Below are 15964 nucleotides of genomic sequence, written 5' to 3' on the forward strand. Positions count from 1 at the left end.
ACTGTTATTACTCGTCGTGCAGTGCTGCGTATATGTTTTCAGCCAGTGATTTGCTGATGCCCTGAACCTTGGCCATTTCATCGACACTGGCTTTGCGAAGTTCCTGTATGCCACCAAAATACCGGATCAATTCCCGACGACGTTTGGGGCCAACGCCGTCAATGCCTTCCAGGGTAGACTGGCGGCGTTTCTTGTCGCGCCCTGCACGGTGCCCGGTAATAGCGAAGCGGTGGGACTCATCCCTGATGTGCTGAATAAGGTGCAGTGCCGGCGAGTCGGCAGGCACACGGAACACGCTACCCGTCATGGCATCGATCAATTGCTCCATGCCTGCGCGCCGGGTTACGCCCTTGGCCACACCGATCAGGGGAATATCAGAAACCCCAAGCTCATCAAACACTTCCCGTGCAATGCTCAACTGGCCCTTACCACCATCAATGAACACAAGATCCGGGCGTTTGCCCTCACCTGCAACCATACGGCGATAGCGACGAGTCAATACTTGGCGCATGGCTCCATAATCGTCACCGGCTGTCACACCTTCGATGTTGTACAGCCGGTAATCACTTTTCAGGGGCCCATTCTCATCGAAAACGACACAGGATGCGACGGTATTTTCACCATGGCTGTGACTGATATCAAAACACTCCATCCGTGAAGGCGTCTCTGCCAGCTCCAGCATGTCGCGCAGTGCCAGCAAACGACGGTAGACCGTTTCCTTGCTGGCGAGATGCGTAAGCAAGGTTTGCCGGGCGTTGGTCATGGCCAATTCCAGCCAGCGGCGCCGCTCTCCTCGCACATTTCCGCGTATACGGGTTTCGCGATTTGCCGTATCAGACAGCGCCTGGGCAAGCAGCTCCTGGCCATCAATATCAACCGGGACCAACACATCTCTTGGAATCTCGCGGCGCGTGTTGCCACCAAAATAATACTGCCCGAGAAAGGCGCCTAACAGCTCCCCCTCAGATTGCTCAAGAGAGTAGCGGGGAAAGTAATCCTTGGTTCCCAAAACCCTGCCACCGCGCACAATGATGACCACGATGCACACAACGCCAGCATCCTGTGCGATGGCGATTACATCGGCATCGCCGCCTTCGCCATCTACCGACTGCTGTTCCTGGACATGGCGCAGATGATTAATCTGGTCCCGGTAGGACGCAGCTTTTTCGAATTCCAGATTTTTCGCGGCCTCTTCCATGGCATCCATCAGATCACGAATAATGACCGGGTTTTTGCCTTCCAGAAACATGGTGGCGTGGCGGATATCCTGCTGGTAGTCCTCGGGCGAAATATACTCCACGCAAGGGGCCGTACAGCGGTTAATCTGATACTGAAGACAGGGGCGTGTCCGGTTTCGAAAATAGCTTTCACTACAAGACCTTATGCGAAATACTTTTTGCAATATATTAAGACTTTCCTTGACCGCACCCGAGCTTGGGAACGGCCCGTACCAGGTGCCCCCGCCCTTTTTGGTGCGTCCACGTCGGAAGGTCAGCGAAGGGTAATCGCTGTGGGAAGAAACGTAGATATAAGGATAGGATTTATCATCCCGGAGCAGGATGTTGTAAGGCGGGCGCAGAGATTTGATCAGGTTCTGCTCAAGCAGAAGCGCTTCCGTCTCGCTGCCGGTGATCGTCACTTCAATGGAAGCAATCTTTGTCACCAGCGCTTCTGTTTTCGGCGCCAAGCCGGTTTTGCGAAAATAGCTGCTGACCCGTTTCTTCAGGTTGCCTGCTTTTCCGACATACAGCACCGAGCCGCCTTCGTCGTACATTCGGTATACGCCGGGCCGCTCAGTCAGCTGTTTCAGGAAGTGTTTGCTGTCGAACTCCCCGCTGCTATCGCTCGGGGAATCAGACCTTGTGGGCATCGAGTAACCCGAGTCGCACTGCCATCAGGGCCAACTCAACATCGCTGGAGATTTCCAGCTTTTCAAATATCCGGTAGCGGTAACTGTTAACGGTTTTGGGACTAAGGCAAAGCTTATCCGAAATATCCTGCACTTTCTGGCAGTCCACCACCATCATGGCTATCTGCATCTCGCGCTCGGACAGGCGATCAAACATCGACAGTTCGCCTTCATCATCCTTGTCGCCGCTTAACTGCTTAAGCGCCATTTTCTGGGCAATTTCGGGGCTTATATAGCGCTGCCCCGAGTTTGCCATGCGGATAGCACGAACCATCTCCCGGATATCAGCGCCTTTTGTAATATACGCTGTGGCTCCGCTCTGCATTACCCGGGCGGGGTAAGGATCGTCGGCGCAAACGGTTACCACGATCACACGAATCGTGTCGTCAATTCTCAGGATACGCCGCGTGGCTTCCAGTCCACCAATGCCCGGCATGCGGATATCCATTAACACGATATCCGGACGATCTTTGCGCACGAACTCAATAGCGTCTTCACCAGATGAGGACTGGCCGATAACGTCAATATCGGGATTGTCCGCAAGCATCCGGGTTATCCCGGAACGAACCAGCTCATGGTCATCGACAACCAATACCCTGATCAAAATTCACCTCGCACACCGCGTTCGGAAACCAGCGCGATTGTAACGTTTACAGACGTCCCCGGGTAGGTGCAAGCCGAAATACCCTCCGGGGTTAACCTTTCATTCCGGCACACCAAGCCCGGCTGTGTTCTCAACCGGATCAAACCAGACCACCAGATCACCCTTGCCGATCGCCGCCAACACGCGGCTGCGCTCGGCCAGAGGGTTCTCGGTATCGTTCAGCCCGTGGTAGCGGGTGCAGTACTCTTCTGCGAGACCATTCAGTTGATCTTCCGTCAGCAACTCTCTGTCTACAATGAATTTTTCCTGGCGAGGATCGGGTTGTGGCTGGTGCCCGGTTTGGTCGCTCATAATATCTCCTGTGAAGATCGCCATCTTAAGGATTATGTCGACGAAGGAGAACCCTTGCCCCCTTTCAAAATTCGAAACGATTCTCTATTATCCGTCGTTTCCAGAAAGTTTGAATGCTAATGAACTCGTCTGTTTTTCGCCTCACACTCCCGATTCTGTTCGGTTACCTGCCACTCGGCATGGCTTTCGGGGTGCTATTCACAACCCAGCTGGACTATGCATGGTGGGCGGCTCCGCTCATGGGCGTAGTGATCTATGCCGGTGCCGGTCAGATTCTGGCGGTCAGCCTGCTGGCGGCGAACGCTGGCTTGCTGGAAGTGTTTATTGCCATGTTCGTGCTGAACGCCCGCCATCTTTTCTACGGCCTGTCGTTGCTCGGCCAGTTCCGTGACGCGGGTTGGCGCAAGCTTTATCTGATTTTTGGCCTGACTGACGAGACCTACTCATTGCTGACCAGTCGGTCGCGCTCTCAGGACACCCTTCATGAGCTCGACGTTGATTTCCGGATTACGGCATTCAATCAGGTTTACTGGGTGATTGGGTGCACCCTGGGAGCACTGCTGGGCAGGAATGTGGCCTTCGATAGCACAGGAATCGAATTTGCGCTTGTGGCGCTGTTTATCGTACTGACAATCGAACAGCTCAAAGCCCTTGGAGATGCTTTCCCGGTATGGGCCGGCGCAGCCGCTGCGGGTGTTGCCATGATATTGCTACCACCGGCACATCAGTTGATTGGTGCCATCGCCATCGTTACTGCGGTACTTTTGCTGCAATACCGGAAACTGCGAGCCAGGTCCGGCGCGGAGACCAGCAACCATGTCTGAAACTGGCTACCTCGTTGCGTTCATCACCGTCGCAGCAATCGCGACTTTTGCAACCAGAATCATACCTTTTTTGTTTTTTGAGCGTCATACCGAGCACCCGCTCATCAAACACCTGGGCCGTTATTTGCCGGCAGCCGTTATGGCTTTACTGGCAACAGTATTTTTGCAGCGTTCGGGAGATTGGTCAGCGACAGTGCCCGGGCTGGACGCCATTCTGGCGGGCGCGTTAGTAATGGTTATTCATCTTTGGCGCCGCAATGCCCTGCTCTCTATCGCGGCAGGCACAGCGGCGTATATGTTGATACGCCAGACCGGCATCTTGGAGTAGGGCCTCATGGGCTGAGGCTTGCTTTGCCTCAGTGCTGACCTTCCAGATTAGCGACCAGCCTTGAATCGCTCAAAGCAGCCGTGCGATGCTTGACCACTCCCTTGTACTCAGAGCTTTCAATCATTGTCATAAACGCGTCGATTGATGGATAGCGTACAAGCAGCACCTGGTCCCAGGATTCGTCTGGCGGCGCGATAAGGGAGCCAACGCTTCGGCCCGACCATATAACTTCGGCCCCCACGGCACTGACACACGCAGCGGCTTCGCGCATATAAAGCTGGTAGGCTTCTCGCCCGCTTCGATCACCGGAATCATCAGCGTAGTTTGCTTTGTCATGAAACCGTAACAGGTTCAGCATGACCACAGGCTGATCTTTAGGCGTATCAGCCAGAACCTTTCTCAGTTGCTCCGGCGCGGGATTTACGGCGTTCATGCTGGCCCTCATGTTCAGATATGTTGCGCGACACTATAGCCCACCCCTCATGTCTCCCGGCAAGTGATTTCATTACCTTTCCGTCAGATCTATTATGTGGGCACCAATCCTCAGACCCCTGGCCAATCCAAATGGACCTGATCAGCATTTTCCAACAGACACTGGAAACCACCCTCCCGGTTTTTGCCATGGTGTTTATCGGGCTCGGCCTGCGAAGAGTTGGCTGGATTGATGATGCATTCGTGCACACGGCTTCGGCACTGGTTTTCAAAGCTACACTGCCAACCCTGGTGTTTCTCAGTATCATAAAAGCCGATCTCAGCACCTCTCTGAACCCCAGACTTTTGATTTTCTATCTTTTTGCAACTTTGGCCAGTTTCAGTCTGGCCTGGTTGTGGGCACGCTGGCGCGTTAAACATGCTGATCGCGGCGTTTACGTGCAGGGAGCCTTTCGGGGAAACTGCGGCATCGTCGGGCTTGCTTTGGCGGCAAACCTGTACGGGGATTTCGGGCTTTCGGCGGGCAGTATTCTGCTGGGGGTAGTCATCCTGTCTTACAATGCGCTTTCGGTGATTGTGCTGGCAGCTTATCAGCCAGGACAACCACCCCATTTGCAGCGCATCCTGCAGGATATTCTGCGCAACCCTCTGATACTTTCAGTATTCGCCGCCATCCCAGTGGCTTGGTTAAATTTGCAACTGCCTGACTGGGTACTGACCAGCGGTGACTATTTTGCTTCCCTCACCTTACCGCTGGCACTGCTGTGCATCGGCGCAACGGTGTCACTTAGTGCCCTGCGCAGCGACAGTTCAACCGCACTCAGCTCGGCGCTCATGAAAATGGTGGCATTGCCAACATTATGCACTGGCGCAGCTTGGGCGATGGATTTCTCTGGACCCGAACTCGGCCTGCTGTTCCTGTTCTTCGCAAGCCCGACCGCCGCCGCCAGTTTTGTTATGGCCAAAGCGCTCGGCGGCAACGACCGGCTGGCGGCGAACATAATCGCAATCACCACGCTGATGGCGAGTGTCTCCATCACCTTGGGGGTATTTGTCCTGAAAAGTGCAGGACTGATATAAACAGAGCTTGAATCCCGAACATTCACCGACAAACAGGGGCACGTGTGGTGGAAAGAAAACCCTTTTCTCAGGCCTGCGAAAACAACAAGCAGGTTATTCTTGAAAAACTCGGCGCCATATTCGCTGGGCCCGGAACCGTCCTGGAAATCGGCACGGGCACCGGACAACACGCAGTTCATTTTGCCCTCAACCTTCCACACCTAAGGTGGCAGCCAAGTGACCACCCGAGCAACTATCAGCTGTGCGAGCCGTGGCTGCAAGAGGCACGACTACCAAATATCAACAAGCCTCTGGCTCTGGATGTCAGTGCCAGTGACTGGCAGTTGCCACCGATTAACGGTGCGTATTCCGCCAACACGGCACACATCATGTCCTGGCAAGAGGTTGAAGCGATGTTTCAGGGCGTTTCTGCGAACCTCCAACGGGGCGAAGCCTTCTGCCTGTATGGGCCATTTAATTACAACGGGCGATTCACCAGTGCCAGCAACCAGCAGTTTGACGCCTCGCTGAGGCGGCAGAAACCGACAATGGGCATTCGGGATATGGACGACCTGAATCAGGTCGGTGACTTGAACGATTTGGTGCTGGAAACCGATGTTGAAATGCCGGCAAACAATCGCCTATTGGTGTGGAAGCGCCGCTAGACCGTAGCGACCCCATTCGCTTCTCCCTACGAAGATCGGCGCTATTAAAGCGCCGATCCAGGAAGCACGAGTGCGTTATTTATTATTCAACCATTCATGGAAACAGCAGGCTGTCGCCATTGGATAATTTTCACTAAGGCCAGAGCAGGTACGATCAGAGCCGCACTTGCGAGCGACAACTGTAGATTTGTCAGAGGCACTGGACCACCCCCGGGGATTGCCAATAACATTCCACCGAGGATCAGGGCGAACCTCACCGGCCACTGGATAACACCGCCGCGGGCAAGGTTACCGATACCGAGCAACCAGCCCTGTATAGAGCCTGCAATCAGAATCACGCCGGCCAAAGCTTGCATTATGACCACGACAATTTCATCCCAGCTACCCTGAAAAATAAGCGCAGGGTTCAACACAAACAGGAAAGGGATAAAATAGATAACGCTGCCCAGCCGCATCGCCTGAAAACCTGTCTCCATTGGTTTGGCTCCCGCCACTGTCGCAGCAGCAAACGCACCCAGGGCGACTGGAGGAGTGATGAAACTAAGCATTCCCCAATAAAGTATAAAAAGATGCACCGCCAGCGGGTCCATGCCCCCACCGTTAATGAGAGCAGGCGCCAGCGCCACCGCCAAAAAGATATAAGCAGCTGTCACTGTCATGCCAATTCCCAGAATGAAACTGGTCAGAGCCCCCATCAACAGCAGCACCAATATGTCCCCACCGGCCAGATAGATTAAATCGTTGGCGATGGTACCCGACAAACCCGTAACCGACAGAGCACCAACCAATAACCCGACACCAGCCAGAATGGCAATAAGTTCAGCAAACAGCTTCCCTGACTCAGAAAAGAAATCCTTCAGGTCCTGCCAGCCCCACCTCTCATATGGCAGCACCTGATTGATTATCAGCAGCAGTGCCGTGGCGTAGAAAGGCGCTGTTGCTTCTTGCCGCAAGAAAAACAACATCCAGATCAGCAACCCGAATACGAAAATAAAGTACCAACCTTCCTTGAGTGTGTCTTTTAGTGAAGGCAGCTCATCTGGCGGCAGTCCTTTCAAGTCATGACGGGCAGCGTAAGCATCAATTTGGATAAACAGGCCGAGAAAATAAAGCACTGAGGGAACGACCGCCGCCAATGCAATAGTTCCGTAAGGAATGTTCAGAAATGCAGCCATTATGAAGGCCGTTGCTCCCATTACCGGTGGCATCAATACCCCTCCGGTCGATGCACAGGCCTCTACACCAGCAGCGTAAGATTTGCTGAAACCGACCCGGCGCATAGCTGGAATGGACATGACCCCGGTAGTCATAACGTTTGTGATTACACTGCCACTCATCGAGCCCATTAAACCACTGGAAAAAACCGCAACCTTAGCTGGCCCTCCCCGCACGTGCCCTAACAAAGCGAACGCCAGGTTAATAAAAAACTTGCCACCACCGGTCTTTTGCAGCGCAACACCAAACAGCAAGAACCCGATGACCAGGTTAGCAAAAGCCTGAAGAGGAATACCCATAATTCCCTCACGACTCATAGCCATGTATATCGCCGTCTGCGCGGGTGATGACGGAAAACCCTGTATAGGCCCCGGCACCATATCGGCAAACATGGGGTACAGGCTTGCCACCCCCACAATTGTAGCTATGGGTAGACCACCTGCCCTCCGTATCGCCTCCAGCACCGTAATCCACAACAAAAAGCTCATCACCACAGCATAATGGGGTGCGTCATACTCCCACCCCCGATCAAGTATTTGCTCTGCATTGAACACAAAGAAGCTACAGATCACAGCTGAGGCCACAAAGAGCAAAACATCGTACCAAGGCACTTTGTTTCGGGCCGCGAAGCGATTCATCGGCCATAAAAGAAAAACCAACGGCAACATGAGTGCCACGACTGTATAAAAGAACTGGCTTTCGACCTGAGTGACCAAGTTGATCAGTTGAAGGTTAAAAAGGTAGTCGATTGTCAGTAGCGTCAAGATCAATGTAAACAGGCGGGGAATCCACAACCACCCCCCCACCAATTGCCGGATACCGGACACACTTTCGCTGTCCAGATCGATTGCGGGCGTTTGCGTCATTGTGCAGAAACTCCAGTCAGCGATACAGGCGAGAGGCGCATATGCCTCCCGCCAGCGATGGTTTGGATGTCAGATAAAAATCGGGCTCATACCTTCCGCTTCGAGAGCCGCAGCTCTTGCCTTCATCCACGCAAGGCGGAATTCGTCTTCCGAATCGGGGGTATTACCGGAAGTAAACTGTTCCCAAGCGTCCAACAGAGTTTTCTGCCTGCGTACGAGCATGTCCTGATGCTCCTGCATAACATCAGTCCAATGACCAATCTCTTTGTAATAGTCCACAACGGCGTCATGGAAGGGGACCACCCACTGCATATTCTGGTTTTCCAGAGCATAGCCTGAGTTACCAGGCGCAGCGTCTTTGTACTTGTCGTAGTCTTCTGTAAAGACTTTTACCAGGCTCTTGACCAGCGTTTTATCTGTATCAGCGTTCGCTACAACTATGGGGTATGGGTAGCTTGAGCCAATCCAGGGGTCATCCTTATCTATACCAGCGCCCACCGTAACCTTGTGCGGCTGAAAGTAGGGCGCGACTTTCTTCAGGCGAGCCCACCCTTCCTTGTCTTCGGGGTCCAGGGTCAACCAGGTTATGCCGCGGGGGCCGGCAGCAACCTGTTGAGGCCCCCCGGCCACGGTTGACGTGAACGCGGTATCAACCTGGTCTGCGACGATTCCTTCAAATGAACGACCGTAACCTGGAAACTCAACTCGCTCGACGTCATCCCATGTCAAGTTGCCAAAAGCCAGCATCGCTTCGGTACCCAGGTTGTTCGCATCATCACCGCGCAAATAAGCCACACGCTTACCTTTCAAATCAGAGGGCGTTTTTGCTCCGATATCGCCGGCTACCGCAACACCGAGGCCGAAGCCTGCAATAGACGTGGTAATCACACGGATGGGCTGAGGCCCCCAGCTCTTATTTGCAAATAAGAGCACCCCCTCTGCACCATAAAAAGCTGCAATGCCGCAGGCGCAAACAGGAACACGACCCATTTTAAGGGGTGTCATGCGTGACACGTCGTTCTCACCTGGCAGAATCCGCAGAGAAACGCCGTACTCGTTCTTAAGCAAGTTGCCCATGGACGCCATCTGGCTATACCCAGTCGAACCGGTGCCATAGGCGGTGATACCCAGCGTCTGAGGTAATTCAACACCATCTGCGCTGAAGGCAAAGGTAGGAGCCAAGGCCACAGCCACGGCAAGCAATCCTCTTTTGAGGTTAAGCATTCTTTCATCCTCTTGTTAATTATTGTATTTCTTTCTTCTTCCGCTGTGCGAAATGTTATTTTATTTTACACTCTGACTTTAGTTTATTATCGAAGATACTGTCAATTTCAGATGGCGGATTAGTTTCAGCAATACACGATGATCAAAATATTGAATTTTCTTTAGAATTTCAGAGTTGAGCTCAGTCTGGCGAAACCATATTCGGGGTTGTTCGGGCATCTCGGGCCCGTCAAAGTAGACGGTTGTTATGACGCCCGCAAAAAACGCGAGAATTCTTAAAAAAGGAGGCCATTGGCCACAACAGTGTTTATCCAATGAATTACTCCCTAAGAAAAGCACGGCCCGACGATATCGAGTGGCTATACGAATTGAACAGGAAATCCTTCGTTGAGGTTGTGGTTCGCCAGTTCGGTAAATGGGATGAAGCTTTCCAGCGACAGATTTTTTTCTTGAAGTGGGAAAAGCCGCGCCCGGCTCAGATTATCGAACAAGGGAGTGATCGGGTCGGCGTTGTGATTCTGGAACAACTTAAAGATTGCAACTGGTTACACGAGATCCAGATTTGTCCGAACTACCAGGGCCAAGGCTTGGGAACGACACTTCTACGTGACCTGCTGGCAGACGCTCGGTCACGGGGTGTTCCGCTTCGTCTTCAGGTTTTGCATGCGAATCAGGATGCGAAGCGACTGTACGCGCGAATGGGATTTCTGGAAATCGAGAGACTGGCAAACCACTTTCTGATGGAAATCCGTTAACAGCGTCCAAAAAACAGAGTTGGATGCAAAGGTAAACAGTGGCCCGGGCAGAAACTGGCACAGGGCCAGCAGATCGGTATAGGCCTGCTCAGATAACCAAGATTACGCTGCCTGCGCATCATCTCGTTTCTCAATTTTGTGTTGATCTTCGGTACTGTTAATTTTCCAGTAACTCGATATGTACAGATGGCTTTTTGGCATTTGGCGCTGCTGCTTAAAATATGTCCGTAGTGCCCGCATGCTGTGAAATTCGCAAGCCGTCCAGACTGCCGGCTGGCCCGGTAGCCAGACAAGCTGTTCAATGCGTTTCAGCAGAGCGCTTGTATCAACATTCGGGATGGCATTGACAACCCAGTGAACCTCAATATTTTCCGGATGCTGCAGCGGCTGGATATCCTCGTCGGTCACAACTTCAAGAACCGCGTAACCCCGTGCATCTTCGGGCAGCTGAGCGAGATTGACTGCGATTGCGGGCAAAGCAGTCATATCGCCCACCAACAAATACCAGTCCGCGTCGTTATTGACCAGTTTCTTAAGCCCCGGCCCGCCCACGAGAATCTGATCACCGGGTCTCGCTCTGCGGGCCCATGCTGATGCTGGTCCGTCTGCCGTGTGAAGCACAAAATCCACATCAAGCTCATCGCTGCGCTGTCCGCTGATGGTGTAGGTTCGCATCAACGGTCGCGCCCCCCCGGGCTGCGGAAAAATCAGCTTTATATAAGCGCTTTCCTGATCCTCCGGAAAGTCGGCCAATCCCGAACCACCAAGCGTTACACGTAGCATATGTGGAGTGATGTAGGCGGAGCGAATCACCTCCAGAGTTCTTGGCGCAGGTTTAGACATCAGGACTTCCCCTCTTCAGCGTTGGCAATCTGTTCCGCGCTGTCTGCCATGGTCTGACTGATACGGAGGAACAGCGTGAGCTCATCGCTCCCCAGTTTTGCAGTCAATTGTTCTACAGCCCACTCTTCCACTGCATCAATTTGAGCCATCACTTTCCTGCCTTTGAGCGTCGGTTTCAGGAGCTGGCTCCGGCGGTCAAGGGGATTATCTGCCTTAACAATCAAGCGGGCTTCAATCAAGTCGTTCAAAGCGCGGGTGATCTGCGCTTTGTCGCGCTGCATTCGTTTGGCGATTGACTGCGCGGTCGCCTTACGGTTACGACAGATTCCCTTCAGCACCCTGATATGCGTGACCGGTAATTCGATTTGCTGTTTGCGGATGCCTTCGCGCAGAAGGTGTGTATATGCATGCATCAACCGGTGCACGGCTTCGCTAAGTGACCTGTCAGGCATAAGCAACCTCTATCTAGTGGATAGTGTCAACTATATGGAATAATGGTTGTTACTGTCAACCAAAACCAAACTGCCCTGAGGAAAGTATTATCAAATGGCATCAGCGGCTGAATCTGACGTGCGATGGTTTAGCAAAAAGTGTAGCATTTGAGCGATCACTCAAGAGTCCATCAAATACCGTTTACTTTCTCTTTCGGAGACTCAAGCGTGGCAAGCGCGTACTGCTCAGTATCGCGCTGCACGCGCCGTGGGGTTCGGCAGCCCAGCAATAGTGGCATGACCGCTGGAGGGTTATTCCAAAGTTCCGGCCAGTGTCTCAGCCAATATGACTCATTTCGTACAAGGTGAAATCCTCAACGGCTCCCTCAACTGCTTTGAGGTAGTCCTGCAGGGGCTGCGCCGCCATATGGGCCTGCCATGTCTCGCGGGACTCCCAGCTCTCGCAGAACATAAAATGCTCAGCGTTCTTGTTGTCCTGATGGAGATCGTACTGCAGGCAGCCGGGCTCTTTACGCGTGGGTACGAGCAGCTTTTCCAGCTCACGCTTTAAAAATTCGCCTTTTCCGGCATGGGCCGTGATATGAGCAATGATGGTAAGCTTAGTCATCCGTTTGTTCTCTCTTTTCAAAAGGGTTAAATGCGGGTTGTGAAGGTTCAAAAACCTTCCAGAACAACCTTGCCTACGGCACGACCGGATTCCAGTTCCGCGTGTGCTGCCCTGAGGTTTTCGGCATTGATAGTGCCCAGATGCTTACCTGCAGTTGTGCGGATATACCCCTGATCCACAAGATTTGCGACTTGCTCCAACAGTTCATGCTGCGCATTCATATCCGCAGCCTGGTGCATGGAGCGAGCGAACATGAATTCCACATGCAGTGACAGACTCTTTGGTTTGATTTTCATCACATCCAGTGACGCAGGATCGTCGATCAGCGCAATTCTGCCAAATGGAACGAGCATATCTACGTAGCTGTCGAAGTACTGTTCAGTCGCATTAAGACTGGCCACATGAGTTACCGCCCCAATCTGCCCCTCTGCCATCAGCGCATCAATCTGGGGCTTAAGCGGTTGCCGGTGGTCCACCACAAAGTCGGCACCTAGCGCCTGCACCCAGTTTCTGGAAGCTTCACGGGATGCGGTAGCGATGACCGTTGCCCCGGTCAGGGTTTTGGCCAGCTGGATCAGAATAGAACCAACTCCGCCAGCAGCGCCGACAACCAGCACGACTTCATTCGACTTACCCCGATCCCCCGGTGATTGCCGCTTGAGCTGCAGGTGCTCAAACAACAATTCCCAAGCCGTAATAGTGGTCAGTGGAAGTGCCGCGGCTTCTGAGTCGGAAAGGCTCTGGGGTTTATGTCCTACGATCCGCTCATCCACCAACTGGAACTCGGCGTTAGTTCCGGAGCGCGTAAGATCTCCTGCATAGAAAACCTGATCACCAGGCTTGAAGCCGGTGACAGCTTCTCCAACCGCAACTACTTCTCCTGCGGCGTCCCAGCCAATCACCTTGTACTTTCCGTCTTCCGCAGGCACATTCTGGCGGATTTTGTAGTCCACCGGATTAACGGCAACGGCTTTTACCCGAACCAACAAATCACGACCACTGGCGATCGGTTGTGGTAACTCGATATCGATAAGCGCGTTTTTATCGGTAATGGGAAGCGCTTCGCTATAACCTATGGCTTTCATCTGCTGATCTCCTGCGTTTGCTTTATGCCATGATGGCGTTTAACTGGTGATCAGTGTGAACCTTTACTAAACTGCCAAAAACAGCTTAATCCCTGAAACACTATCAAATTATTTTTGACAATATGACGATTGACGACCTCAAAGTAATCCTCAAGGTGGCCGAGTTTCGCAGCATTACCGCCGCCGCGGCCAGTCTCGACATGCGCACCGCGACCGCCAGTGCGGCGGTGAAAAGAGTGGAAAGTGCACTGGGTGTGGAGCTCTTTGTCAGAACAACGCGGCAACTGAGGCTCTCCAATGCGGGTGAGAAATACCTCCCGCAGTGCGAGCAGGCATTGAATATGCTGGAGCAGGCACGTCATAACATTCTGGGCGACCAGGATTCGGTGGAAGGTGAGCTACGCCTTGCCGTGTCCTCTGATCTAGGGCGTAATCGTGTGCTGCCCTGGCTGGATGACCTTATGGAAAACCATCCGCACCTCAGCCTGCGCGTCAATATTAGCGACAGTAACATCGACTTCTACAGGGACTCCGTCGATATGGCCTTACGCTACGGCTCCCCCGACGATGCCGGCCTGTACGGTTTCAAAATCTGTGACGTACCAGGCATCCTATGCGCAACGCCGGCGTACCTTGAGCAGCATGGAACGCCCAGCCACCCCCACGACCTGGCGTCTTACAACGGCCTGTTCTACCAATTACAGGACATTCCCTACGATATATGGACATTCACCCGCGGCGACCAGCAGTTCAAGGTACGAATGCGAGGTGACCGTACCTCCAACGATGGCGACCTGGTACGTCGCTGGTGTGCAGCTGGCAAGGGATTCGCGGTCAAGTCCTGTCTCGATATGTCTGATGACCTGCTGACCGGTCGGGTGGTCAGCGTCATGTCCGAATTTCGACCGCGCGTTACAGAGCTGTGGCTCATTTGCCCGAGTCGCCAATCCATCACACCTGCGATGCGCCTGCTAAGGGATTATCTGCAAATGAAATGTGCCGCTATTTTGAAGGACCTGACAGAAAAAGGAATTCTGCCCAAAGGTTCGATCAGTTTTTGAGTGGTCACTCATTTATAACTTGAGTGATCACTCAAGTTAAGTTAAGGTACTGCCGTTGAACTCGCTTTTGCTCAACGCCGTCCTTTATTGAGCGATCACTCAACCAAAGCAGCGTCAAATCAATGCGAGTCATATCACATTTGTCTTACTACAAGGAGCCACTCCATGGCCAAGTTTACCCTTCACGATCAGCAAAGTGCTCCAAAAGAAAGCCAGGACCTGCTCGACAAATCCGTTAAAGCCTTCGGAATGATTCCGGGCTTGCACGCGGTTATGGCCGAAGCGCCCGGGCTGCTTGAAGGCTATCAACGGCTTCACCAGCTATTTTTGGACAGCAGCTTCGATGACGAGGAAACCACCGTCGTGTGGCAGACCATTAACGTTGAACATGCATGTCACTACTGCGTGCCTGCTCATACCGGCATCGCCAAAAATATGAAGGTTGATGATGCCATCACCGAGGCGCTGCGTAACGAAACCCCGCTGCCGACAGATCGGTTGGAAGCTCTGCGTGATTTCACTCTCGCCATTGTGCGTAACCGGGGCAACGTTGATGACAGCGCTGTGGCCGCATTTCTGGAGGCAGGCTTCACCGAGCGTCAGGTTCTGGAGGTCATTCTTGGTTTGGCGCAGAAAACCATGAGCAACTACACTAACCACCTTGCCGACACGCCGATAGACAAGCCTTTTCAGAAATTTGAGTGGTACAAGGCTGATTAATAAGACAACGAGTCGGAGCGGTTAATCAGCGTTCCGACTCGTCGCAGCTTGAACTAACCTGGAATGGGGCCTGCATTATGTCGAACACCAAACAGTACGAACCACCACGCGTCTGGACCTGGGACGCCGAGAATGGCGGGGAATGGGCCAAAACTAACCGCCCCATCGCCGGCGCTACACATAAGGCGACGCTGCCGCGTGGTAAGCACCCTTTACAGATCTATTCGCTGGGCACACCTAACGGCCAGAAAGTTACCATCATGGCCGAAGAGCTATTGGCCATCGGTGAAACGGGAGCAGAATACGACGCTCACCTGATACGGATTGGCGATGGCGAGCAGTTCTCCTCGGGCTTCGTCGAGGTAAACCCAAACTCGAAAATCCCCGCACTTTTTGATACGGACACCGGCAGCCGGGTCTTTGAGAGCGGCTCGATCCTTCTCTATCTGGCGGAGAAGTTCGGGCATTTCCTCCCAAAAGATGCAGCTGCACGTACCGAAGTACTGAACTGGCTGTTCTGGCTGCAGGGTTCAGCGCCCTATCTGGGCGGTGGGTTCGGGCACTTTTATGCTTACGCGCCCGAAAAGTTTGAATATCCGATCAATCGTTTCACCATGGAAGTGAAACGCCAGATGGATGTACTGGATCGGGAGCTCGCCGAGCATCGTTATCTCGGTGGAGACGAATACTCCATTGCCGACATAGCCACCTGGCCGTGGTATGGCAATCTGGTGCTGGGCGAAGCGTACGGTGCTGGTGAGTTCTTGCAGGTCGAGAGCTACAAAAACCTCCGGCGCTGGGCTAAAGAAATCCTTGAGCGCCCGGCTGTTCAACGTGGTCGCATAGTAAATCGTACTTCGGGAGAGCCTTCCGAGCAGCTACATGAGCGCCATGACGCCTCGGATTTTGATCTGAAAACTCAGGATAAACTGGCAACGGAAACGACAGTCTGAACAACCTGTCC

18 protein-coding genes are annotated in these 15964 nt (G+C 53.1%); 8 read left to right on the forward strand and 10 right to left on the reverse strand.

From position 1 onward, the window contains the following. Positions 1–7 precede the first annotated feature (7 nt). The 3 genes from uvrC to ACN0V1_RS07600 all read right to left on the reverse strand — a co-directional run bounded on the left by uvrC (position 8) and on the right by ACN0V1_RS07600 (position 2864). Positions 8–1870 carry an excinuclease ABC subunit UvrC gene (gene uvrC / locus ACN0V1_RS07590; RefSeq protein ID WP_417544424.1) on the reverse strand — a complete coding sequence of 621 codons (1863 nt, stop codon included), beginning with the start codon at positions 1868–1870 and terminating at the stop codon, positions 8–10. Then, positions 1854–2513: a UvrY/SirA/GacA family response regulator transcription factor gene (gene uvrY, locus ACN0V1_RS07595; protein WP_417544425.1), complete on the reverse strand. Its 660-nt coding sequence runs from the start codon at positions 2511–2513 to the stop codon at positions 1854–1856. The genes uvrC and uvrY overlap by 17 nt, the downstream gene beginning before the upstream one ends. 99 nt (positions 2514–2612) lie before the next feature. Beyond that, positions 2613–2864, reverse strand: coding sequence for a hypothetical protein (locus ACN0V1_RS07600; protein ID WP_417544426.1), 252 nt, complete (start codon positions 2862–2864; stop codon positions 2613–2615). A 119-nt stretch (positions 2865–2983) separates the two neighbouring features. Here ACN0V1_RS07600 and ACN0V1_RS07605 point away from each other — a divergent pair, with 119 nt between their 5' ends. Together ACN0V1_RS07605 and ACN0V1_RS07610 are read left to right on the forward strand one after the other, a co-directional pair. Next, positions 2984–3688 carry an AzlC family ABC transporter permease gene (locus ACN0V1_RS07605; protein ID WP_417544679.1) on the forward strand — a complete coding sequence of 235 codons (705 nt, stop codon included), beginning with the start codon at positions 2984–2986 and terminating at the stop codon, positions 3686–3688. Further along, positions 3681–4016, forward strand: coding sequence for a branched-chain amino acid transporter permease (locus ACN0V1_RS07610; RefSeq protein ID WP_417544427.1), 336 nt, complete (start codon positions 3681–3683; stop codon positions 4014–4016). The genes ACN0V1_RS07605 and ACN0V1_RS07610 overlap by 8 nt, the downstream gene beginning before the upstream one ends. Positions 4017–4044: 28 nt before the next feature. Here ACN0V1_RS07610 and ACN0V1_RS07615 read toward each other — a convergent pair whose 3' ends face one another. Further along, the gene (locus tag ACN0V1_RS07615; RefSeq protein WP_417544428.1) at positions 4045–4449 is read right to left on the reverse strand and encodes a DUF1330 domain-containing protein; all 405 of its coding nucleotides are present in this window, start codon (positions 4447–4449) and stop codon (positions 4045–4047) included. Between the two features lie 131 nt (positions 4450–4580). Between ACN0V1_RS07615 and ACN0V1_RS07620 the strand changes: the two genes are divergently transcribed. Both ACN0V1_RS07620 and ACN0V1_RS07625 read left to right on the forward strand, forming a co-directional pair. After that, on the forward strand, positions 4581–5528 hold the full coding sequence (locus tag ACN0V1_RS07620; RefSeq protein ID WP_417544429.1) for an AEC family transporter: 948 nt from the start codon (positions 4581–4583) through the stop codon (positions 5526–5528). A 47-nt stretch (positions 5529–5575) separates the two neighbouring features. Continuing rightward, positions 5576–6172: a DUF938 domain-containing protein gene (locus tag ACN0V1_RS07625; RefSeq protein ID WP_417544430.1), complete on the forward strand. Its 597-nt coding sequence runs from the start codon at positions 5576–5578 to the stop codon at positions 6170–6172. 86 nt (positions 6173–6258) lie between these two features. On the opposite strand, the gene ACN0V1_RS07630 is transcribed toward ACN0V1_RS07625, so the two are convergent. Further along, positions 6259–8253, reverse strand: coding sequence for a TRAP transporter permease (locus ACN0V1_RS07630; protein ID WP_417544431.1), 1995 nt, complete (start codon positions 8251–8253; stop codon positions 6259–6261). Positions 8254–8322: 69 nt separating this feature from the next. Beyond that, a complete protein-coding gene (locus ACN0V1_RS07635; RefSeq protein WP_417544432.1) occupies positions 8323–9477 on the reverse strand; it encodes a TAXI family TRAP transporter solute-binding subunit in 1155 nt (384 codons plus the stop codon). A gap of 314 nt (positions 9478–9791) precedes the next feature. Between ACN0V1_RS07635 and ACN0V1_RS07640 the strand changes: the two genes are divergently transcribed. Next, positions 9792–10232: a GNAT family N-acetyltransferase gene (locus tag ACN0V1_RS07640; RefSeq protein ID WP_417544433.1), complete on the forward strand. Its 441-nt coding sequence runs from the start codon at positions 9792–9794 to the stop codon at positions 10230–10232. A 102-nt stretch (positions 10233–10334) separates the two neighbouring features. Here the strand turns inward: ACN0V1_RS07640 and ACN0V1_RS07645 are convergent, their stop codons facing one another. The 4 genes from ACN0V1_RS07645 to ACN0V1_RS07660 form a co-directional block, all read right to left on the reverse strand. Next, positions 10335–11075, reverse strand: a complete 741-nt coding sequence (locus ACN0V1_RS07645; RefSeq protein ID WP_417544434.1) for a siderophore-interacting protein — start codon at positions 11073–11075, stop codon at positions 10335–10337. Next, entirely contained in the window at positions 11075–11527 is a 453-nt protein-coding gene (locus ACN0V1_RS07650; RefSeq protein WP_417544435.1) for a MarR family winged helix-turn-helix transcriptional regulator, read from the reverse strand. The genes ACN0V1_RS07645 and ACN0V1_RS07650 overlap by 1 nt, the downstream gene beginning before the upstream one ends. A gap of 316 nt (positions 11528–11843) precedes the next feature. Continuing rightward, a complete protein-coding gene (locus tag ACN0V1_RS07655) occupies positions 11844–12134 on the reverse strand; it encodes a putative quinol monooxygenase (RefSeq protein ID WP_339780214.1) in 291 nt (96 codons plus the stop codon). Between the two features lie 47 nt (positions 12135–12181). Further along, positions 12182–13219, reverse strand: a complete 1038-nt coding sequence (locus tag ACN0V1_RS07660) for a zinc-binding alcohol dehydrogenase family protein (RefSeq protein WP_417544436.1) — start codon at positions 13217–13219, stop codon at positions 12182–12184. A gap of 122 nt (positions 13220–13341) precedes the next feature. Between ACN0V1_RS07660 and ACN0V1_RS07665 the strand changes: the two genes are divergently transcribed. From ACN0V1_RS07665 to yghU, 3 genes are all read left to right on the forward strand, one after another. Next, entirely contained in the window at positions 13342–14280 is a 939-nt protein-coding gene (locus ACN0V1_RS07665; protein ID WP_417544437.1) for a LysR family transcriptional regulator, read from the forward strand. Positions 14281–14445: 165 nt separating this feature from the next. Beyond that, positions 14446–15000 carry a carboxymuconolactone decarboxylase family protein gene (locus ACN0V1_RS07670; protein ID WP_417544438.1) on the forward strand — a complete coding sequence of 185 codons (555 nt, stop codon included), beginning with the start codon at positions 14446–14448 and terminating at the stop codon, positions 14998–15000. A gap of 77 nt (positions 15001–15077) precedes the next feature. Further along, positions 15078–15953, forward strand: coding sequence for a glutathione-dependent disulfide-bond oxidoreductase (gene yghU, locus ACN0V1_RS07675; protein WP_291949146.1), 876 nt, complete (start codon positions 15078–15080; stop codon positions 15951–15953). Positions 15954–15964: the final 11 nt, after the last annotated feature.

This window comes from Marinobacter sp., assembly GCF_048266785.1.
GTDB lineage: Bacteria > Pseudomonadota > Gammaproteobacteria > Pseudomonadales > Oleiphilaceae > Marinobacter.